Here is a 17,897-nt window from a genome sequence, read left to right as displayed (position 1 = left end):
ATGTCCCATGACCCCTGGTGGAGAGCGCGTGTATTTCACTGACCGTGGCATCGAGGAGCTGGAGAACCGGCGCGGCGAGGAGGAGGTCACCCTCGGGTGGGTGGCCGATCAGCTGCGTACGTTCGTCGATCTGAACCCGGACTTCGAGGTTCCGGTGGAGCGCCTGGCCACCTGGCTGGCGCGGCTCGATGACGACGACGATGACGACGAGTAGGCGAGGAGGGGAGTAAGGGGCGGAGGAGCTGCGGCCGGGCCCCCGGCCGACGCTCGGCTTCCCGCCCGGCTCCCGCCCGAGTGCCCCTTGACTTCCCATTGCCGCGATATATCGTGTCTAGCGAAGACACGATATGTTGCGTTGCGCGCTGCCTGTGTGCGTGCCTAGCCAGGGGAGGCCCGGTATGTCAGCCCGGACCGAGTGGTCGATCTCCGAGCCACGCAAGCTGGAGTTCGGCGAAGGCGTCGAAGCCCTCAACATCCGCATGGCCGGCGGCACGGTCAATGTCGTCGGCACCTCGGACGACGGCCCGCCCCGGCTGGAGATCGGCGAGGTCCACGGCGATCCGCTGACCGTCTCGTACGCCGACGGCACTCTCTCCGTCGTCTACGACGACCTCCCCTGGAAGTTCCTGAAGTTCCTCGACCGCAGGGGCTGGAGCCGACGGGCCGTGGTCTCGGTGACCTTGCCGGCCGCCGCCCGCGTCGAGGTCAGCGCGGTCGGGGCGAGCGCGGTGGTCTCCGGGATCTCGGGTCGTACGGACATCCGCGGCGTCTCCGGCGACATCACCCTCGTCGGGCTGACCGGCAGGGTGCGGGCGGACACGGTATCGGGCAGCGTCGAGACCCAGAGCGTCACCGGAGAGGTGCGGTTCCACTCCGTCTCGGGGGATCTGACGATGATCGGCGGCGGTGGCTCGGTACGCGCCGACTCCGTCAGCGGCGATATGACCCTGGACCTGGATCCCGCCACGAAGCGCGCGGACATCGCCCTGACGACGGTCTCCGGCGAGGTCGCCATCCGGCTGCCCGACCCGTCCGACGCCGAGGTGGAGGCCAACACCACCAGCGGCACGGTCACCAATGCCTTCGACGACCTGCGGGTCAACGGCCAGTGGGGCACCCGGCAGATCACCGGCACGCTCGGCGCCGGCACCGGCAGGCTCAAGGTCACCACCGTCTCCGGCGGACTGGCCCTGCTGCGCCGCCCCGCGTTCGAGGACCACCAGGACGCCACCCCCGCGGACCCGCCCGCCGACCCCGAGAAGAAGGTGTTCTGAGCATGCCTCCCGTCTTCGCCCATGGCCGCCTCCGTCTCTACCTCCTCAAGCTGCTGGACGAGGCCCCGCGGCACGGCTACGAGATCATCCGCCTCCTGGAGGAGCGCTTCCAGGGGCTGTACGCCCCCTCGGCCGGCACGGTCTACCCGCGGCTGGCCAAGCTGGAGGCCGAAGGCCTGGTCACACACGCCACCGAGGGCGGCCGCAAGGTCTACTCCATCACCGACGCCGGGCGGGCCGAACTAGCCGACCGGGGCGGCGAGTTGGCCGATCTGGAGCTGGAGATCCGGGAGTCGGTCGCGGCGCTGGCCTCGGACATCCGGGAGGACGTGAGCGGTTCGGCGCGGGATCTGCGCCGCGAGATGCGGGAGGCCGCGAGGCAGGCCCGCGCGGGCGGTTCCCGGGCGAAGGCTCCCACGGGCGACGGCGCGGGGCAGCCGTTCCCCGACCCCTCGGACTACTTCGACGGCGTGTTCGGCAACAAGGAGTCCTGGCGGCAGGCCCAGGAGGAGTTCCGGCGCGCCAGGGAGGAGTGGAAGGAACAGGCCCGCCGGGCGAAGGAGGAGAGCCGCCGGGCCAAACAGGACGCCCAGCGGGCCCGCAAGCAGGCCAGGGACGCGCAGGTTTTCGCGCGCGAGGAGGTCCAGCGGGTCATCAAGCGCGTCCAGGAGCAGACGCAGGAGCACGTACGGACCGGGGACTGGTCGGGGGCGGTGCGCGAGGCGCTGTCCGAAGTCTCGCGGGAGGTAGGCCGCTTCACGGGCGGCCGGCCCGCCCGGCCCGGCGCCGGAGACGGCGCCGCCGGACCCGATGCGGGGGGCGCGGGGCGAGGCGCCGACGATACCGAGGACCGGGTGACCGTCGAACGCGTCGACCTGGCCGAGGATGACGCGGCGGCCGAGGCTCCCCCGGCCCCGGAGTGGGCGGACGAACCCGCGACCGGCGACCCGGCCCGCGACTTCGACCGCCTCCTGGACCGCTTCCGCGACGACCTCCGGGACGCGGCCCGCGACCACGGCGTCACACCCGAGCAGTTGACGGAATCCCGCCGGCGGCTCTCGACGGCCGCCGCCCACATCGGAGCCCTGCTCCGCACCCCACCGCGGGACGCGGCCTCTCAGCGGGACGCGCCGGTGGCCGACGCGGAGAAGTAGGCGCCACCGGCATGGACCGGGGCGGAGCGGCGCGGAGGTGCGGGGGTGCGGCACGGCGGATTCACCGCCTCGCCCCCGCGGCCGAATCTCCCGCCCACCCGATCACCGGATAGTTACCCAGAGTTAATTATCTCAGCCGGGATTCACGGCGCGTAATCGGGGAATTCCTTTCATCGCATGGTTCGCCATGTTCGGGTCACGGTCAGCCCTCCGTCGACTTCCCCCGTTCGCACGCATCGTGAAGGCCAAGAGGTACAGCGATGTCGGATTACCTTTCGGTCGCCCGCCGGATGTGGCACCAGATCGAGCCACTGCACGCCACGCTCTATTTCGCCCCCGAGGCCCGCCAGGTGGCCTCGGACCTCGGTTATGACGTCGCCTCGCGCTGGCCCAGCTACTTCGCCTGGCGAACGGCGCCGCTGGGTCCGGCCGGGCCGGAGCTGGTGGCCGCGACGTTCTACAGCTTCAGCCCGCGGCTGATCGCCCGTCACGTACCGGGGATCTGGGCCACCGCCGACCCGCCCAAGGTGCTGGACGCGCGGCTGCTCGCCATGGACCGCGCGCTGACCGCCCTGCTGGGCGACCGGCTGTCCAGCGGCCAGCTCGCCGAGGCGGCCCGGCTGGCGCGCCAGGCCGCCGAGAACGCCGGGCCCGCGGCCCGTCCGCTGGCCGCCGCCAACCTCGATCTGCCCTGGCCCGATGCGCCGCACCTGGTGCTCTGGCAGGCCGCGACGGTACTGCGCGAGCATCGCGGCGACGGCCACCTGGCGGCCCTGCTGACCTTCGGCCTCGATCCCTGTGAGGCGCTGGTGTCGTTCGCGGCGATCGGCGCGGCCCCGGCCGCCGACTTCGGGGGGCGCGGCTGGAGCGCCCAGGAGTGGAGCGAGGCCCGTCACCGCCTGGTGGCCCGCGGCTGCATGACCCCGGACGGCAGCGCGACCGACCGCGGCCGCCAGGAGCGCGAGGCCATCGAGCACATGACGGACCGTCTGGCCGCCGGCCCCTGGCGGGCCCTGGGCCACTCCCGCGCCGAACGCCTGGCCCAGCTCCTCAAGCCCGTGCTGGCCGCCGCGTTCGAGGCGGGATATCTGCCCCGGCACAGCACGCTGGGCATCAAGACGGCCGCCTTCTCGGCCATGCACAGCTGAGCGTGCGGGCGCGGTCGCGCGCGCCTCGTCGCGCACACCGCGTCGTACACGCCTCGCCACGCTCCCGACCGCCCCCCTCAACTTGCCCTGGCCACCTCCCCCACCGCCTGCTCCACGTCGCCGAACGTCACCCCGTGATCGGCAAGGACCGCCGCGGCAGGTCCGGGCCGGGCTGTCAGGGCCAGCAGCAGGTGCTCGTCGCCGATGTGCCGCTCGCCGCGGCCGACCGCGATCCGCAGCGAACACTCCAGGACGGACTTCGCCTCCGGGGCGAACCTCCGACGAGCGCCCTTGCGCCGCCCGCCCGGACCGCTCGCCGCGAGCGCACCCACCCCGTGCTCCCGCTCCACCCGCGCCACGATCTCCTCGACATCGATGCCGAGCCCGGTCAGCGCCCGCGCATCGGCCGTCGAGATCCCGCCGCGCCGCCTGGCCGCCGCCAGGGCGTCGGCCACCGACTCCCGCCGCTCGCGCAGGCCGAGGGCGCCGAGCGCCGCGGCCGCCGCCGAATCCGTACGGTCCAGCAGTGCGAGCAGCAGCTCCGGTTCGCCGACCGTGTCGCTGCCCGTACGGCCGGCCTGCGCGACGGCGTCGCCGACCACCGCGCGGGCGTCCCTCGTGAACCTCTCGAACATCAACGCCTCCCGTGCTTCTTGTGGACCGCCTGCCTGCTGACGCCCAGCTCGGCGGCGATCTCCTGCCAGGACCAGCCCTTCGCGCGAGCGCTGCGCACCTGTACGGCTTCGAGCTGCTCCAGCAGCCGCCGGAGCGCGGCCACGGCGCGCAGCCCGGTCCTGGGGTCCCGGTCGCCCGCCCGCTCGGCGAGATCCGTTGCTTCGGTCATGGTGTCAATGTACGTTGACAGGCACCGCGCGTCAATCATCGTTGACATGACGGATGCGCGGCAGCAACACACCAACACGCCTTGACCTCAAGTGCACTTGAGGGGAAACGCTGCACTCATGAACACCGACGGCAGCGACGGCAGCGACGGCAGGAGCGAGTACGCGTCCCTGCCCCGCCCGCCCCTCACCACCCGCTTCCCCGACGTCCCGCGCGCCGACGCCGCCACCGCGCTGGTCAGCTCCTGGATCGTGCCGGAACCCGCGTTCCAGCGCCCGGCCGCCGATGCGATCCTCGGCGAGTGGGAGCGGCAGTCACGTCCGGAAGCAATGCTCTCGCTCAGCGTCTTCCTGAGCGCCGACGGCGGCCATCTCCTCAATTACGGGCAGTGGACCAGCGACGACGCCCACCGGGAATGGGTGCGCGCCCGGCGCCCCGCGGTCGTCGGCCGGATCGATACGGCCCTCCCCGGCATCCGGCGACCGGGCCTGGTGCGCTACCGGCGCTACCGCAGCTACGTCCCCCCGGCCCCGGCCGGCGGCCACCGGCCCACCCTCCTGGTCACGCCCGCCTTCGCCACCGCAGGACCGGACGCCCAGCGTGCCCTCGCCGACACCGTCGTCGCCGGGCTGACCGCCGACCAGGTGCCGGGCCTGCTCGGCGCCCACCTCCATCTGAGCCAGGACGGCGACCGCGTACTCACCTACGCCGAGTGGGCGGACCTGGCGGCCTGGCGGGAGTTCGCGGCGGGCGGGGCGTCGGCACGGCTGAGGGAAGCGATCGAGGCCCTGGACTCCGTGACACCCACCCCGGTGGTCCCCGGTGGGCCGGAGGTGGCGCACTACCGGCTGTACAAAAGCCTGGCCAATGTCCCGTCCCCGGAGGCCACCACACCACCCCAAGGAGTCTGAGACATGTCCTATCCCGAGCCCCGCTATCTGGGCGAGAACGGCGAGATCTCCGCGGTGCACCGCCCGGCGGAGACCCCACCCGACCTCGTCAGGGGCGCCAACCACACCCACTACCTGGCGACGCACGCCGGCACCGGGGGCGAATTCGGCCTCTACCGCCTCGACATGGGCCCCAGGGCGCCCGGCCCCAGCACCCATTTCCACCGGACCATCTCGGAGTCGTTCTTCGTGCTGTCCGGCTCGGTGCGGCTGTACGACGGCGAGCGCTGGGCCACCCGCGGCGCGGGGGACTTCCTGTACGTACCGGCCGGCGGGCTGCATGCGTTCAAGAACGACTCCGACGAGCCCGCGTCGATGCTGATGCTCTTCTCGCCGGGCGCGCCGCGCGAGGAGTACTTCGAGCGGGTCGCGGAGATGGCGCAGCGCGGCGGGCAGGAGTTCGCGGACTTCCTGGTCCGGCACGACAGCTACTTCGTGGCGGAGGAGGAGGCCGGGGCCGTACGGAAGTGACCGCGCTCCGGCCGCTACGCCGGGCCGAGGGTCCGGTCGAGGTGGTAGTCGACCGTGCGGCGCACGTCGGCCAGTGTCCGGCGGCCGTGCAGGACGTCCATGCCCAGGCCGGTGACGCCGGAGACCAGCAGATCCGCCTCGCGTTCGGGGTCAAGGCCGGGGTGCACGGCGGCCCCGGGCCGCGCCCCCGCCTGCCGGATCAGGGCGGCGACCAGCTCCTCCAGCGGCCGGCCGCCGTGCAGGAAGACCTCGGCGAGCGCGGGGTCGGTCAGGCTGCGCACGTAGTACGCGAGGAACACCCGTAGCGCCATGCGGCGTTGCCCGTCGAGCGGCAGGAACTCCCCCAGCACCGTCCGCAGTACGGCGCGCGGGTCGGCGGGGTCGGGCAGCCGCTCGACGCGGGCGCGGGCGCGCCGGTCGTTCTCCTCGTGCAGCAGCCGCAGCGCCTCGACGAGCAGCCGCTGCTTGCTGCCGAAGGTGTACTGGACGACCCGCAGCGACACCCCGGCCTCGGCGGCCACTTCACGCATGCTCGCGGACTCCAGGCCGCGCCCGGCCGCGATCCGCCAGACCGCCTCGGCGATCTCCCGGCGCCGCCGGTCACCGGCGGTCCCGGCCCCGGGCGGCGGTGCGGCCTCCGCGTCCGGCCCCGCCGTCGCCCCTCCGGCGCGCTCCTTGTGCCGCTGCCGGTACGCCTTGGCCTGGCAGCTCCGCGAGCAGTAGGCGGGCGGCCGGCCCCGCTCGGCCGCCGGCAGCGACGCCCCGCACACCCGGCACGCCCGGCCCTCGTCATCCCTCTTTTCGTCACGCACGGATCCACCCTATCGCGATACGAAAGCGTGACGAATACCAGGTGATTCCGCGCCAGTCAAGGCATTCGCTCGATTCAACACGCTTGGATTGATACAGTCGTATCCATCGCGGCGAACCGGATCGCGGTGCGCCGCGCACCAACGGGAGGAAGCGTTCATGAACGAGGGCTGGTACCGGCTGCTGTCCGTCCTGACGGCTTTCCTGGGCTTCTGGCAGGGGCCGATGGCGATCTTCTACCGGCTGACCCGGGACGACACCGGCGACCCGATGCGGGCCGCCAACTACCTTGACAATCCCTGGTGTTACATCATCGCAGCGGCCGTCATCGCGGTCTGCCTCACGCTGCTGGCCGTGCTCGACAAGGGCCGCAAGAAGGCGCTGGCGCGCGAGGGCAAGGCCGCGGGCGAGTCCGGCGGGCGGCCGGTCAGCGCTCGCTGAGCGCGATCACCGCCGCCACCCCGGCCGTCCGCACCTCGGCGTCCGGCCGGCCCGCCCCGGTGAGCAGCGCCGCGTCGTACCGCGCCAGCCGCACCGGGAGCTCCCCCGGCGCGCTCACCTCCGTACCGCCTTCGAGCGCGACCACCAGTGCCTCGCCCGGCGGCACGGTCCCGCTCCCCCGCACCATCTCCACCCCGGCCCGCGCCCGCCCCTCCCGCACCATCACATTGAGGTTGACGACCGGGCCGTCCAGCAGACGGGAATCGGTGGCGGCGGCGCCGGGGAAGGCGAACGGGCGGAAGCGGCCGGAGAGGAGGTGGGGGGTGCCGTCCACGGTCAGCTCCAGGCCACCGCCGTCGACGACGGTGAGGATGCGCCGGATGCCGGGCAGCGGGGAATACGGCCCGTCCCGGGTGACATCGGCCAGGCTCACCCGCCAGGCGAAGGCGTCCCAGCCGGCGCCGGGCGGATGTGCGGCGATCTCCCGGGTCACCCCGCCGCCGTTGCTCCAGGGCGAGGCCACCCGCTCGCTCGCGCGCAGAACCCGGGCACCGCTCATGCCGCCCGCCCCTTCACCGTCTCCACCGTCGCCCTCGTCTCAGACCGTCAGCACGACCTTGCCGAACAGATCGCCCTGCGCCATCTTCTCGAAGCCCTCGCGGGCCCGGTCCAGCGGCAGCGTCGAGTCGATGACGGGGCGGATGCCCTTGGCCGCGCAGAAGCTGAGGAGCGAGGCGAGCTCTTCCTTGGTGCCCATCGTCGAGCCGACGACCTTGAGCTCCAGGAAGAAGATCCGGTTCAGCTCGCCGCGCTCGGGGGTGAAGCCGCTGGTGGCGCCGGAGATGACGAGCGAACCGCCGGGGCGCAGCGACTTGACGGAGTGCGACCAGGTGGCGGCGCCGACCGTCTCGATGACCGCGTCGACCCGCTGCGGCAGCCGCTCGCCGGTGGCGAACACTCCCTCGGCGCCCAGCTCCAGCGCGCGCTTGCGCTTGGCCTCGTCGCGGCTGGTGGCGAAGACCCGCAGCCCGGCGGCGGCGCCGAGCACGATGGCGGCGGTCGCCACCCCGCCGCCGGCGCCCTGGACCAGGATGCTGTCGCCGGGCCGTACGCCGGCGTTGGTGAAGAGCATCCGGTACGCCGTGAGCCAGGCGGTGGGCAGGCAGGCGGCGTCCTCGAAGGAGAGCTCCCTGGGCTTGGGCAGGACGTTCCAGGAGGGGACGGTGACCTGTTCGGCGAAGGTGCCCTGGTAGCGCTCGGTGAGGATGGAGCGGGGTTCGTCGGGGCCGACTCCGTGGCCGGTCTGGCCGATGACGGAGTGCAGGACGACCTCGTTGCCGTCCGCGTCGATGCCGGCGGCGTCGCAGCCGAGGATCATCGGCAGGGACTCCTCGGTGATGCCGACCCCGCGCAGCGACCACAGGTCGTGGTGGTTGAGGGAGGCGGCCTTGACGTTGACGGTGGTCCAGCCGGGGCGGGCCTCGGGGGCCGGGCGGTCGCCCAGTTCGAGGCCGTTGAGGGGCTGGTCGCGGTCGATGCGCGCGGCGTAGGCAGCAAACATGATCCCAACGTAGGCCGCGGGCGGGCGGTGCGGTACCGCGTAGCGGTGTGACACGCACCGCCTCCGCCCCGTCACAGAACGGGCCGGGCCCGCACCCATGACGGGTGCGGGCCCGGCCCGTTGGCGTCCGTACGCGCCCACCAGGTCAGCGGCGGGCGACGCCCTCCGCACGGGCGGCGGCGGCGACGGCGGCGGTGACGGCCGGCGCGACGCGCTCGTCGAACGGCGAGGGGATGACGCAGTCGGCGCTGAGTTCATCGGCGACGACGGCGGCCAGCGCCTCGGCGGCGGCGAGCTTCATGCCCTCGGTGATCTGCGAGGCGCGCACCTGCATGGCGCCCGCGAAGATGCCGGGGAAGGCCAGCACGTTGTTGATCTGGTTCGGGAAGTCGCTGCGCCCGGTGGCGACCACGGCCGCGTACTTGTGCGCGACGTCCGGGTGGATCTCCGGGTTGGGGTTGGCCATCGCGAAGATGAACGAGTTCTTCGCCATCTTCGCCACCGCCTCCTCCGGGACCGTGCCGCCGGAGACGCCGATGAAGACGTCCGCCCCGGCCAGGGCGTCCTCCAGCGAACCGGTCAGCTTCCCCTTGTTCGTGAAGCCGGCCACCTCGCGCTTGACGTCGGTGAGGTCACTGCGGTCTTCCGAGACGATGCCCTTGCGGTCGCAGACCGCCACGTCGCCGATGCCCGCCTCGATGAGGATCTTGGCGATCGCGACACCGGCCGCACCGGCGCCCGAGATGACCGCGCGCAGCTGCCCCAGCGAGCGGTCGGTGAGCTTGGCGGCGTTGCGCAGGGCGGCCAGCGTGACGACGGCGGTGCCGTGCTGGTCGTCGTGGAAGACCGGGATGTCGAGGCGCTCCTTGAGCTGCCGCTCGATCTCGAAGCACCGCGGTGCCGAGATGTCCTCCAGGTTGACGCCGCCGAAGGACGGTGCCAGCCGGACGACGGTCTCCACGATCTCGTCGGTGTCGGTGGTGGCGAGCGCGATCGGAACCGCGTCCACACCGCCGAACTGCTTGAAGAGGATGGCCTTGCCCTCCATCACCGGGAGGGAGGCCTCCGGGCCGATGTCGCCCAGGCCCAGCACCGCGGTGCCGTCCGTGACGACGGCCACGACCTGAGATTTCCAGGTGTAGTCGTGCACGAGCTCGGGATGCTCGGCGATGGCGCTGCACACCTTCGCCACGCCCGGCGTGTACGCGAGGGACAGGTCGTCCTTGTCGCGGACCGGCACGGTGGCCTGCACGGCCATCTTGCCGCCGCGGTGCAGGGCAAAAGCCGGATCGAAGAAGGCTTCGTCCGTGCTGCCCTTTGCTCCGGCCGCGTCCGCGCCCGTAGTGCTGTCGCTGCGAGGATTGACGATCTCCGCTGCCACTTGTTCCAACCCCTTTATTTCTTCGTAAATCAGTTGAGGGTGACCACTCCCTGGTTGAGGGGTGGGCGGGCACCGCGTCCGGTCCCTGCTGGGCGGATAGCCGCCGCGCGGGGGGAGGTACGGACGCCGGGCGCGCCGCACGCGCGCCCTGAGCCCCGGATGAGGGGTGTAACGAACCTTTCTACCGGACGGGCGCGGGCCCCGACGAGTCAGATTCATTACCCTCCGGTTCGAGGATCCGACATTAGCCGCGAAATATATAAAGCCACCGAAGGGCCGCCCGTATGCGTCCGAAATCCGAGACGGACCCGGCCCGAACCGGCCGGGGTGGACGCATCGCCAGAAGTGGTTCACCCTTACGCCACCTGGGCCACACGCCGGCCTCGCTCGTCCGTTATCCGATTTTGACCTGCGGAGCAGTCCGAATACCGGAGTCCGGATGGCAGGATTCCGACGCAACCGAGGTCGCGACGCTCGAAGGTGTGTGCCCGACCCCTGCCCCACCGGCCCCGCCAGTTGGACAATGTCTTCCGCAGGAGGATCAGCATGACCGCAAGTCCCACCCGTCGCCCGGCTGCCGGCAGGTCTCGTACGGCCGTGGCCGCGGTGGCCGCGGTCGTCGTCTCGACGCTGGCGCTCAGCGCCTGCGGGGACCAGACCAACGAGGCCATCGCCCGGCGTGAAGCGCAGAAGAACCGCAATGTGCACGCGCCGCTGTTCAAGAAGCTGCCCAAGGACGTCCAGGACAAGGGCTTCCTCCAGGTCGGCTCGGACATGACGTACAAGCCGGTGGAGTTCCGTACGAACGGCCAGATCGCGGGCATCGACCCGGATCTGGCGAGGGCGATGGAGAAGGAGCTGGGCATCAAGCTCAACTTCAACAACGCCACCTTCGACACCCTCATGGGCGGCCTGAAGTCCGAGCGGTACGACATCGCGATGTCGGCGATGACGGACACCAAGGACCGCCAGGAGGGCATCGACAGCACCACCGGCAAGAAGATCGGCGCGGGTGTCGACTTCATCGATTACCTCAATGTCGGCGTCTCGCTCTACACGCAGAAGGGCAAGACCAACGGCATCGACGGCTGGGACACGATGTGCGGTAAGAAGCTCGCCGTACAGCGCGGCACCGTCTCGCACGACCTGGCCAAGGAGAAGTCCAAGGGGTGTGAGAAGGCCGGTTCGGGGGCCATCGCCATCGAGGCCTTCGACAACGACTCCGAGGCCCAGACCCGGCTGCGCACCGGTGGCGTCGACGCCGTCTCCAGCGACTACCCGGTCGCCGCGTACGCGGTGAACGTCTCCGGGAACGGCAAGGATTTCCAGATGGTCGGCGGCGCCCCGCTCAAGGCCGCCCCGTACGGCATCGCGGTCCCCAAGGGCCACGCGAAGCTGCGTGACGCGCTCAAGGCCGCGCTGGAGCGCGCGATCAAGAGCGGCTCGTACGCCAAGGTCCTCAAGAAGTGGGACGTCAAGGACGCCGCGGTCAAGGAAGTGCAGCTCAACGGCGGCACCTGAGCCGCCGCAACGCCACGGAGGCGCGCCACAGCCCGGCGGGCCTCCGCCCGTGGCGCCCACCGCTGCACCCCCTGCCCGCCCTCCCGCCACACGCTGAAAGGCAACACCCGTGTCAGTTGACGTCGACAAGTCGGCCCAGCCGCCGGCGGACGCCCCGCCGCCCCAGCCCGAGCCCATCAAAGCCATTCCGGTCCGCCATTATGGGCGCTGGGTCGCGGCCCTCGTCGTCATCGGGCTGATCGTCGCGCTCGTCCGCGCCTTCGCCTCCGGCGACGTGAACTGGAACGCCATCCCCCAGTACATGTTCAACGCGGACATCCTCAAGGGTCTGCGCAACACCCTGCTGATCACCGTCCTGTCGATGATCATCGGCATCGTGGGCGGCGTGATCCTGGCCGTGATGCGGCAGTCCAAGAACCCGGTGACCTCCACCGTCTCGTGGTTCTACATCTGGTTCTTCCGCGGCACGCCGGTCTACGTCCAGCTGTTCCTCTGGTTCAACCTCGGCCTCGTCTTCAAGTACATCGACATCATGCCGATCTACAAGGACGAGTGGTCGGACTTCATGACCCCGTTCCTGTGTGCGCTGCTGGGCCTGGGCCTGAACGAGGCGGCCTACATGGCGGAGATCTGCCGGGCCGGCCTGAACGCCGTCGACGAGGGCCAGACCGAGGCCGCGCACGCGCTGGGCATGAGCCACGGCAAGACGCTGCGCCGGATCATCGTGCCGCAGGCGATGCGGGTGATCGTGCCGCCGACCGGCAACGAGGTCATCAACATGCTGAAGACCTCCTCCCTGGTCATCGCCGTCCAGTACTACGATTTGCTGCAGGCCGCACAGAACGTCGGACGCGACTCCGGAGTCGTCGTCGAGATGCTGATCCTCGCCGCCGCCTGGTACCTGATCGCCACGACCGTCCTGAGCATCGGGCAGTACTACCTCGAGCGCTACTACGCCCGCGGCTCCAGCCGCCAGCTTCCGCCCACTCCGCTCCAGCGTCTCAAGGCACAGCTGGCCGGCGGCTTCAACCGCGCCGGAGGTGCCGCATGACCAGCAAGCTCGACCAGAACACCGCCGGGACGTCCGGCCTGCCGATGGTCAAGGCGGAGGGCGTGCACAAGTCCTTCGGCGCGGCGCACATCCTCAAGGGCATCGACCTGGAGGTGCAGCCCCGTGAGGTCTTCTGCCTGATCGGCCCGTCCGGTTCCGGCAAGTCGACGTTCCTGCGGTGCATCAACCACCTGGAGAAGGTCAACGCCGGCCGGCTGTCCGTCGACGGCGAACTGGTCGGCTACCGCGAGCACAACGGCAAGCTCTACGAGCTGCGCGACCGCGAGGTGGCCGCCCGGCGCCGCGACATCGGCATGGTCTTCCAGCGCTTCAACCTCTTCCCGCACATGACGGCGGTGGAGAACATCATGGAAGCGCCGATGCAGGTCAAGGGCGAGTCCAAGGCCAACGCCCGGGAGCGCGCGGTCAAGCTGCTGGACCGGGTCGGCCTCGCCGACAAGGCCGGCAACTACCCCTCGCAGCTCTCCGGCGGCCAGCAGCAGCGGGTGGCGATCGCCCGCGCCCTGGCCATGGAGCCGAAGCTGATGCTCTTCGACGAGCCGACCTCGGCCCTCGACCCCGAGCTGGTCGGTGACGTCCTGGACGTCATGAAGGACCTGGCGGCCGACGGTATGACGATGATCGTCGTGACCCATGAGATGGGCTTCGCCCGGGAGGTCGGCGACTCGCTGGTCTTCATGGACAACGGCGTGGTGGTGGAATCCGGCCACCCGCGCGAGGTCCTGGGCAACCCCCAGCACGAGCGGACCAAGTCGTTCCTGTCGAAGGTGCTGTAGCGCGGCAGGGCGCCCTTGCACGGCGAGCGCTTCCTCCCTTCCGGGAGGGGGCGCTCGCCGCTGCGTTTTCCGGGCTGCGTCGGCGAAGTACCCTTCCGCCGGGCCTGCCCTGCGGCCCCGGTCCGGGCCTCGGTCCTCGCGCCCCTCCGGCCCGTACTACCCTGGTAATAGCCACACGACAGAAGCGCCTCTTACCTGCCTCTTACGAGCAGCGCACCTCCGCACCCCATTCCCACCCCGTTAGGACTCCACGTGGAACTGGCCTATTACTCGGACTTCGCCGTGCGACTGGTCAATACCGAGCAGCCCGAGCGCGGTGGCGACACCCTCACCACGGTCGAGGCGGTGCGCGACCTCTTCGGCCCGGCCCAGCAGGCCGCCCGGCGCGCGACCGACAGCGACGTCACCAGGCTGCGTACGGTCCGCGCCCGGCTGCGCGCCGTGTTCGAGGCGGCCGACACCGGCGACGAGGTGCTGGCCGTGGACCTCCTCAACGCCCTGATGATGGAGTTCCCCGTCAGCCCGCAGATCTCAGGCCACGAATTCCGTGACAATGCGGGTACCTCCCGCTCGAGCGGAGCCGAGAGTGGGGGAGGCCGCCCCCACTGGCACATGCACATCGCCGACCACGCCGCCAACGCCACCGCGAGCTACACCGCGACCGCCTGCATGGGCCTGGCGTTCCACCTCACCGAACTCGGCATCGACCGGCTGGGCATCTGCGAGGCGCGGCCGTGCCGCAACGCCTACCTCGACACCTCGACCAACCGCTCCCGGCGCTACTGCTCCGACCGCTGCGCCACGCGCGCCAACGTCGCCGCCTACCGCGCCCGCAAGCGCCTGGAGAGCGAACGGTCCGCGCGCAGCGGCCGCACCGCCGAGAGCGCCCAGGACAGCGCCGCACGCGGCGACCGCTGAATCCCGCGCGGCGACCGCAGCCGCACCCAGGCGCAGGCGATGACCAGTTCGTCCGGAACGGCCCCGAATTCCCGGCTGTCGTTGGTGACATACGGGTTGTCGCCCTGTACCCACCATCCGCCGTCCCGGCGCTCCACGGCCCGCTTGACGATCAGCAGATCCTGCCGGAACGGATGACGCACCACCACCACATCGCCGGGCCGCACCACAGCGCCGTACTGCACCACCAACTGGTCGCCCGGCCGGAGCGTAGGCACCATCGACGGGTTGTAGACCTCGGCGAGGCCGAACGCCCGCAGCGGCCCGCCGCGCTCACCGCCCGGCTCCCCGGCGCCGCCATGGGGGTGCCTCCCACGCCCTTCAGGCGGCGGGGAGGGCTCCGCCCCGCGCTCATCCACCCGCTCCGGCATCCCGTACCTCCCGGTCCAACCCCGGCCCGACCCGCTCACCGGTCCATCCTCCATCAGTCCCAGCCTGGCACTGGACTTTTGCCCTAAGACCCCCGGGGCGCCCGAGAAAAGCCTTCCCGCACCGAGTAATCTCGCACCTGAGAAGACGATCACGAGGAAGGACTGAACATGCTTTCCCGCCTGTTCGCCCCCAAGGTCAAGGTCAGCGCCCACTGCGACCTGCCCTGCGGCGTGTACGACCCGGCCCAGGCCCGCATCGAGGCCGAGTCCGTCAAGGCCGTCCAGGAGAAGTACCAGGCCAACGAGGACGCGGACTTCCGCACCCGCGCCGTCACGATCAAGGAGCAGCGCGCCGAGCTGGCCAAGCACCACGTCTCGGTGCTGTGGAGCGACTACTTCAAGCCCCCGCACTTCGAGAAGTACCCGCAGCTGCACCAGCTGGTCAACGACACCCTCAAGGCCCTCAGCGCCGCCAAGGGCTCCAACGACCCGAAGACCGGCGAGAAGGCCCTCGAGCTCATCGCCGAGATCGACCGGATTTTCTGGGAGACCAAGAAGGCCTGACTCGTGCCATGGCCCCGGCATACGCCGTGGCCTCGCCCAGGCTTCCGCACCCGGCCCGGCACCGGCCGTCCCTGTGACGGCGGTGACGGACGGGTGCGGTTTTTTGGTCCCGCCGTTGGGCCTTGGGTCTTGAGCGTTGAGCGTTGAGCCTTGGCACGTTTCCGTAGCCTGGGGCGATGAACGACGCATATCCCTTCGCCGGCGGGCGCCATCTCGCCTGGGAGCTGACCGGCTTCGGTGCCGACGACGAGCTCGTGGCGTGCGCCCGGCTGACCCGGGAGCAGTTTCTCCGCGTACGGCACCTTTTCGACCTGGGCGATGACGTATGGATGATGGGCGGGGAATATCCCGTTGATTCCGGTCTTCGGGAAGCGGTGACGGAAATCCTCGGCATCGGTCGCCTCGAGGACGGCGTGGACTACTTTCTGGGGGCCCGTCAGGATGTGCCCGGCGGGCAGGTGTGGTCCCCGGCGGCCGGTGCACAGGCGCCCGGTCCGGTGCCCGCGCCCTGACCGGCGCCGCCGGAGACGGCGCGCTGGATGCCGGTGAGGAATTCCCGGAGGCTGTCGCAGCACCGCGCGAAGTCGCCGTCACGGGAGGCGGTGCGGGAGCGGTGGATGCGGCCGCGGCGGTCGATGGCGAAGAGGATGCCGCCGCCGTCGCTGCCGAAGACGACGCCGGTGTGGCCGGGGTCCGGGCCGGGCCGGACCGGGCCCTCGGTGGTCAGTTCCGCAAGGACGTGCTCGGCCGGGTGGAGGAAGCAGCCATGGCCGATGTCCGGCAGGGACACCTCGTGGACGGTGGCGTAGAGCGTGGCCAGGTCGGGCGCCAGGTCCGGGTGGGAGGAGAGGCGCAGTGCGGTGGTCAGCCGCTGTTCGGCGGGGGCGGCCGGGCGTACCTCGTTCGTTCCGGGCGGATAGCCGTGGGTCGCCTCGAACGCCGCCATGCGGTCACCCAGTTGAGCCGTCATGGCGCGTGCCCAGGGCGTGAGCCATGCGCTGCACAGTTGCGTCGGCCCCTCGGCCTCTCGGCCCCTCGGCATCGAGTTGCTTCAGGGACAGCGAGACCAGCTCCCGTCCGGGGTCGACGTCGATCACCTTGACCGTCACCTCCTGGCCGGTTTCGAGGACGTCGCCGGGGTGGCTGATGTGCTGCCAGGAGATCTCGGGGATGCGGATCAGGCCTTCCAGGCCGCCGAGGTCCACGAAGGCGCCGAAGGGGGCGATCCGGGTCACCACGCCCGTACGGACCTCGTCGGGGTGGATGGTGATGAGGACGGCCCAGCGGGCGTCGTCCGGGGCCGGTTCGGGGCGCCAGCGGGCGCGGAGGACGCCGTCGCCGTCGGGGAGGACCGCGGTCAGGAGGGGTTCGCCTGCGCGCAGGACGGTGAGTTGAGCGCGGGGCGCGAGGGCGGCGCGGACCGTGTCGAGGCCGGCGCGCGTGAGGCGGTGCCGGCGGCAGGCGTTCGCGACGGGGGACTCCTCCAGGGTGAGGTCGCCGCCGAAGTTCAGGAGCCAGGCCAGCCGGTCCCAGAAGATGTCGTCGGCCGGGCGCTGCGGGCCGGGTGGCAGCGCCGCGGGGTCGAAGGCGTACGGGGAGGCGGCGAGCGGCTCGGGGAAGAGGCCGAGGGCGCGGGTGCGGGCGATGGCCTCGGGGCAGCGGGCGTGGCTGCCGACGTAGACGTACTGGTCCCAGCCGACGTGGACGAAGAAAGTGTCCGCCGCCTCCAGCCGGCACCAGCCCCCGGACCCGCGGAGCATGCCGCGGATCAGTTCCAGGGCGGCGGGCAGCGCGACCTGCGCTCCGTCGTGGAAGCCGGGCGGGACGGGGTGGCCGGCGTGCTCGGGCTCGCGCACGGACAGCATGCCGGCGCGGGACTCCTCGGCGAAGGCGGCGACGGCGCTCAGATAGGCCGCTTCGACAGGGCCGTGGTCGCTGTCGGTGTCCTCGGGTCCGGTGTAGCGGCCGAGGTGGTCGCGGTGGAGGGGGTCGTACTTGGTGATGCGGTGGATATGAGGCAGCTGCACGGAGCGGGTCCTCCCGGGGGTTCGGGAAACGGTCGGGAAACAGGGTGCAGAAAAATCTTCGAGGGGGTGTCGAATTCGGTGTGGTCCGTTCGTCGCGTAAGCAAGAGGGCGGTTCACGCCCTGCGGATCACACCACTGCACAGGAGATCGCGATGCGCTTCATGATGCTGCTGAACATCGACGAGAAGTCGGTACCGGCCGACGGCCCGAGCCCGGAGCTGATGGCGGAGATGGGCAGGCTGCTCGACGAGATGACCAAGGCGGGGGTGCTGCTGGACACCGCGGGGCTGCGGCCGACCTCGGAAGGGACCCGGCTGCATCTCAAGGGCGGGAAGATCGAGGCGACCGACGGGCCGTTCGCCGAGGCCAAGGAGGTCATCGGCGGATACGCGCTCATCCAGGCCGCCTCTAAGGAGGAGGCGGTCGAGTGGGCGACGCGGTTCCTGCGGGTGCACGGGGACGAGTGGGAGCTGACCTCCGAGATCCGGCAGGTGGAAGAGCCCGGCGCGGAGCTCGGCTGAGCGGCCCGTGGCCCCGCCCCGCGGTTCGGATTGCCGGGGCCGGGGCCGGCTGCTC

The 17,897-nt window shown here is 71.3% G+C and carries 23 protein-coding genes; 14 read left to right on the top strand and 9 right to left on the bottom strand.

From position 1 onward, the window contains the following. Positions 1-28 precede the first annotated feature (28 nt). From ACIRPT_RS18595 to ACIRPT_RS18580, 4 genes are all read left to right on the top strand, one after another. Positions 29-214: a DUF6104 family protein gene (locus tag ACIRPT_RS18595; RefSeq protein WP_401462929.1), complete on the top strand. Its 186-nt coding sequence runs from the start codon at positions 29-31 to the stop codon at positions 212-214. Positions 215-398: 184 nt separating this feature from the next. After that, on the top strand, positions 399-1,274 hold the full coding sequence (locus ACIRPT_RS18590) for a DUF4097 family beta strand repeat-containing protein (protein WP_403828242.1): 876 nt from the start codon (positions 399-401) through the stop codon (positions 1,272-1,274). Positions 1,275-1,276: 2 nt separating this feature from the next. Continuing rightward, the gene (locus ACIRPT_RS18585; RefSeq protein WP_403828240.1) at positions 1,277-2,428 is read left to right on the top strand and encodes a helix-turn-helix transcriptional regulator; all 1,152 of its coding nucleotides are present in this window, start codon (positions 1,277-1,279) and stop codon (positions 2,426-2,428) included. A 260-nt stretch (positions 2,429-2,688) separates the two neighbouring features. Further along, the gene (locus ACIRPT_RS18580) at positions 2,689-3,576 is read left to right on the top strand and encodes a hypothetical protein (RefSeq protein ID WP_403828238.1); all 888 of its coding nucleotides are present in this window, start codon (positions 2,689-2,691) and stop codon (positions 3,574-3,576) included. 77 nt (positions 3,577-3,653) lie between these two features. On the opposite strand, the gene ACIRPT_RS18575 is transcribed toward ACIRPT_RS18580, so the two are convergent. Both ACIRPT_RS18575 and ACIRPT_RS18570 read right to left on the bottom strand, forming a co-directional pair. Beyond that, positions 3,654-4,211 carry a Clp protease N-terminal domain-containing protein gene (locus tag ACIRPT_RS18575; RefSeq protein WP_403828236.1) on the bottom strand — a complete coding sequence of 186 codons (558 nt, stop codon included), beginning with the start codon at positions 4,209-4,211 and terminating at the stop codon, positions 3,654-3,656. After that, complete coding sequence (locus ACIRPT_RS18570) at positions 4,211-4,420, bottom strand: helix-turn-helix domain-containing protein (RefSeq protein ID WP_403828234.1); 210 nt, start codon at positions 4,418-4,420, stop codon at positions 4,211-4,213. The genes ACIRPT_RS18575 and ACIRPT_RS18570 overlap by 1 nt, the downstream gene beginning before the upstream one ends. Positions 4,421-4,538: 118 nt before the next feature. Here ACIRPT_RS18570 and ACIRPT_RS18565 point away from each other — a divergent pair, with 118 nt between their 5' ends. Together ACIRPT_RS18565 and ACIRPT_RS18560 are read left to right on the top strand one after the other, a co-directional pair. After that, on the top strand, positions 4,539-5,330 hold the full coding sequence (locus tag ACIRPT_RS18565) for an antibiotic biosynthesis monooxygenase family protein (protein ID WP_403828232.1): 792 nt from the start codon (positions 4,539-4,541) through the stop codon (positions 5,328-5,330). A gap of 3 nt (positions 5,331-5,333) precedes the next feature. After that, on the top strand, positions 5,334-5,840 hold the full coding sequence (locus ACIRPT_RS18560; protein ID WP_403828230.1) for a cupin domain-containing protein: 507 nt from the start codon (positions 5,334-5,336) through the stop codon (positions 5,838-5,840). A gap of 14 nt (positions 5,841-5,854) precedes the next feature. On the opposite strand, the gene ACIRPT_RS18555 is transcribed toward ACIRPT_RS18560, so the two are convergent. Then, positions 5,855-6,652 carry a TetR family transcriptional regulator C-terminal domain-containing protein gene (locus tag ACIRPT_RS18555; protein WP_403828228.1) on the bottom strand — a complete coding sequence of 266 codons (798 nt, stop codon included), beginning with the start codon at positions 6,650-6,652 and terminating at the stop codon, positions 5,855-5,857. Between the two features lie 157 nt (positions 6,653-6,809). Between ACIRPT_RS18555 and ACIRPT_RS18550 the strand changes: the two genes are divergently transcribed. Then, positions 6,810-7,091 carry a hypothetical protein gene (locus tag ACIRPT_RS18550; RefSeq protein ID WP_403828226.1) on the top strand — a complete coding sequence of 94 codons (282 nt, stop codon included), beginning with the start codon at positions 6,810-6,812 and terminating at the stop codon, positions 7,089-7,091. On the opposite strand, the gene ACIRPT_RS18545 is transcribed toward ACIRPT_RS18550, so the two are convergent. The 3 genes from ACIRPT_RS18545 to ACIRPT_RS18535 all read right to left on the bottom strand — a co-directional run bounded on the left by ACIRPT_RS18545 (position 7,078) and on the right by ACIRPT_RS18535 (position 10,033). Further along, on the bottom strand, positions 7,078-7,650 hold the full coding sequence (locus ACIRPT_RS18545) for a HutD family protein (protein ID WP_403828224.1): 573 nt from the start codon (positions 7,648-7,650) through the stop codon (positions 7,078-7,080). The genes ACIRPT_RS18550 and ACIRPT_RS18545 overlap by 14 nt on opposite strands. Before the next feature lie 39 nt (positions 7,651-7,689). Then, positions 7,690-8,652, bottom strand: a complete 963-nt coding sequence (locus tag ACIRPT_RS18540; RefSeq protein ID WP_403501425.1) for a zinc-binding dehydrogenase — start codon at positions 8,650-8,652, stop codon at positions 7,690-7,692. Between the two features lie 145 nt (positions 8,653-8,797). Then, positions 8,798-10,033: an NADP-dependent malic enzyme gene (locus ACIRPT_RS18535; protein WP_403828222.1), complete on the bottom strand. Its 1,236-nt coding sequence runs from the start codon at positions 10,031-10,033 to the stop codon at positions 8,798-8,800. A gap of 546 nt (positions 10,034-10,579) precedes the next feature. Here ACIRPT_RS18535 and ACIRPT_RS18530 point away from each other — a divergent pair. From ACIRPT_RS18530 to ACIRPT_RS18515, 4 genes are all read left to right on the top strand, one after another. After that, positions 10,580-11,554: an ABC transporter substrate-binding protein gene (locus tag ACIRPT_RS18530; RefSeq protein ID WP_403501419.1), complete on the top strand. Its 975-nt coding sequence runs from the start codon at positions 10,580-10,582 to the stop codon at positions 11,552-11,554. 109 nt (positions 11,555-11,663) lie between these two features. Continuing rightward, positions 11,664-12,605, top strand: a complete 942-nt coding sequence (locus ACIRPT_RS18525; protein ID WP_403828220.1) for an amino acid ABC transporter permease — start codon at positions 11,664-11,666, stop codon at positions 12,603-12,605. Between the two features lie 44 nt (positions 12,606-12,649). Next, positions 12,650-13,402 (top strand): amino acid ABC transporter ATP-binding protein, encoded by a 753-nt coding sequence (locus ACIRPT_RS18520; protein WP_403828635.1) that lies wholly within the window; start codon positions 12,650-12,652, stop codon positions 13,400-13,402. A 252-nt stretch (positions 13,403-13,654) separates the two neighbouring features. After that, positions 13,655-14,320, top strand: a complete 666-nt coding sequence (locus ACIRPT_RS18515; protein ID WP_403828218.1) for a CGNR zinc finger domain-containing protein — start codon at positions 13,655-13,657, stop codon at positions 14,318-14,320. On the opposite strand, the gene sodX is transcribed toward ACIRPT_RS18515, so the two are convergent. Further along, a complete protein-coding gene (gene sodX, locus ACIRPT_RS18510; RefSeq protein WP_403828216.1) occupies positions 14,224-14,730 on the bottom strand; it encodes a nickel-type superoxide dismutase maturation protease in 507 nt (168 codons plus the stop codon). The two genes, ACIRPT_RS18515 and sodX, sit on opposite strands and share 97 nt — an antisense overlap. A 168-nt stretch (positions 14,731-14,898) precedes the next feature. Here sodX and sodN point away from each other — a divergent pair, with 168 nt between their 5' ends. Together sodN and ACIRPT_RS18500 are read left to right on the top strand one after the other, a co-directional pair. Continuing rightward, positions 14,899-15,294, top strand: coding sequence for a superoxide dismutase, Ni (sodN, locus tag ACIRPT_RS18505; protein ID WP_403501409.1), 396 nt, complete (start codon positions 14,899-14,901; stop codon positions 15,292-15,294). Between the two features lie 176 nt (positions 15,295-15,470). Then, entirely contained in the window at positions 15,471-15,806 is a 336-nt protein-coding gene (locus tag ACIRPT_RS18500) for a hypothetical protein (RefSeq protein ID WP_403828213.1), read from the top strand. On the opposite strand, the gene ACIRPT_RS18495 is transcribed toward ACIRPT_RS18500, so the two are convergent. Next, complete coding sequence (locus ACIRPT_RS18495) at positions 15,731-16,264, bottom strand: hypothetical protein (RefSeq protein WP_403828211.1); 534 nt, start codon at positions 16,262-16,264, stop codon at positions 15,731-15,733. The two genes, ACIRPT_RS18500 and ACIRPT_RS18495, sit on opposite strands and share 76 nt — an antisense overlap. Continuing rightward, positions 16,245-17,321, bottom strand: a complete 1,077-nt coding sequence (locus tag ACIRPT_RS18490; RefSeq protein ID WP_403828209.1) for a S1 RNA-binding domain-containing protein — start codon at positions 17,319-17,321, stop codon at positions 16,245-16,247. Before ACIRPT_RS18490 ends, ACIRPT_RS18495 begins: the two co-directional genes overlap by 20 nt. Before the next feature lie 152 nt (positions 17,322-17,473). Between ACIRPT_RS18490 and ACIRPT_RS18485 the strand changes: the two genes are divergently transcribed. Next, entirely contained in the window at positions 17,474-17,842 is a 369-nt protein-coding gene (locus ACIRPT_RS18485; protein WP_403828207.1) for a YciI family protein, read from the top strand. Positions 17,843-17,897 lie beyond the last annotated feature (55 nt).

Source organism: Streptomyces sp. NPDC101227, from assembly GCF_044767545.1.
Classification (GTDB): Bacteria; Actinomycetota; Actinomycetes; order Streptomycetales; family Streptomycetaceae; genus Streptomyces.
This window is presented reverse-complemented; position numbering and strand designations above follow the sequence as displayed.

Excerpts from the sequence above, each read along its gene's own strand:
- ACIRPT_RS18570 (WP_403828234.1), bottom strand. The coding sequence starts at position 4,420 with ATGACCGAAGCAACGGATCTCGCCGAGCGGGCGGGCGACCGGGACCCC.
- sodX (WP_403828216.1), bottom strand. The coding sequence starts at position 14,730 with ATGCCGGAGCGGGTGGATGAGCGCGGGGCGGAGCCCTCCCCGCCGCCT.
- ACIRPT_RS18485 (WP_403828207.1), top strand. The coding sequence starts at position 17,474 with ATGCGCTTCATGATGCTGCTGAACATCGACGAGAAGTCGGTACCGGCC.
- ACIRPT_RS18500 (WP_403828213.1), top strand. The coding sequence starts at position 15,471 with ATGAACGACGCATATCCCTTCGCCGGCGGGCGCCATCTCGCCTGGGAG.
- ACIRPT_RS18575 (WP_403828236.1), bottom strand. The coding sequence starts at position 4,211 with ATGTTCGAGAGGTTCACGAGGGACGCCCGCGCGGTGGTCGGCGACGCC.
- ACIRPT_RS18560 (WP_403828230.1), top strand. The coding sequence starts at position 5,334 with ATGTCCTATCCCGAGCCCCGCTATCTGGGCGAGAACGGCGAGATCTCC.
- ACIRPT_RS18545 (WP_403828224.1), bottom strand. The coding sequence starts at position 7,650 with ATGAGCGGTGCCCGGGTTCTGCGCGCGAGCGAGCGGGTGGCCTCGCCC.
- ACIRPT_RS18540 (WP_403501425.1), bottom strand. The coding sequence starts at position 8,652 with ATGTTTGCTGCCTACGCCGCGCGCATCGACCGCGACCAGCCCCTCAAC.
- ACIRPT_RS18565 (WP_403828232.1), top strand. The coding sequence starts at position 4,539 with ATGAACACCGACGGCAGCGACGGCAGCGACGGCAGGAGCGAGTACGCG.
- ACIRPT_RS18520 (WP_403828635.1), top strand. The coding sequence starts at position 12,650 with ATGGTCAAGGCGGAGGGCGTGCACAAGTCCTTCGGCGCGGCGCACATC.
- ACIRPT_RS18585 (WP_403828240.1), top strand. The coding sequence starts at position 1,277 with ATGCCTCCCGTCTTCGCCCATGGCCGCCTCCGTCTCTACCTCCTCAAG.
- ACIRPT_RS18495 (WP_403828211.1), bottom strand. The coding sequence starts at position 16,264 with ATGACGGCTCAACTGGGTGACCGCATGGCGGCGTTCGAGGCGACCCAC.
- ACIRPT_RS18590 (WP_403828242.1), top strand. The coding sequence starts at position 399 with ATGTCAGCCCGGACCGAGTGGTCGATCTCCGAGCCACGCAAGCTGGAG.
- ACIRPT_RS18550 (WP_403828226.1), top strand. The coding sequence starts at position 6,810 with ATGAACGAGGGCTGGTACCGGCTGCTGTCCGTCCTGACGGCTTTCCTG.
- ACIRPT_RS18530 (WP_403501419.1), top strand. The coding sequence starts at position 10,580 with ATGACCGCAAGTCCCACCCGTCGCCCGGCTGCCGGCAGGTCTCGTACG.
- ACIRPT_RS18580 (WP_403828238.1), top strand. The coding sequence starts at position 2,689 with ATGTCGGATTACCTTTCGGTCGCCCGCCGGATGTGGCACCAGATCGAG.
- sodN (WP_403501409.1), top strand. The coding sequence starts at position 14,899 with ATGCTTTCCCGCCTGTTCGCCCCCAAGGTCAAGGTCAGCGCCCACTGC.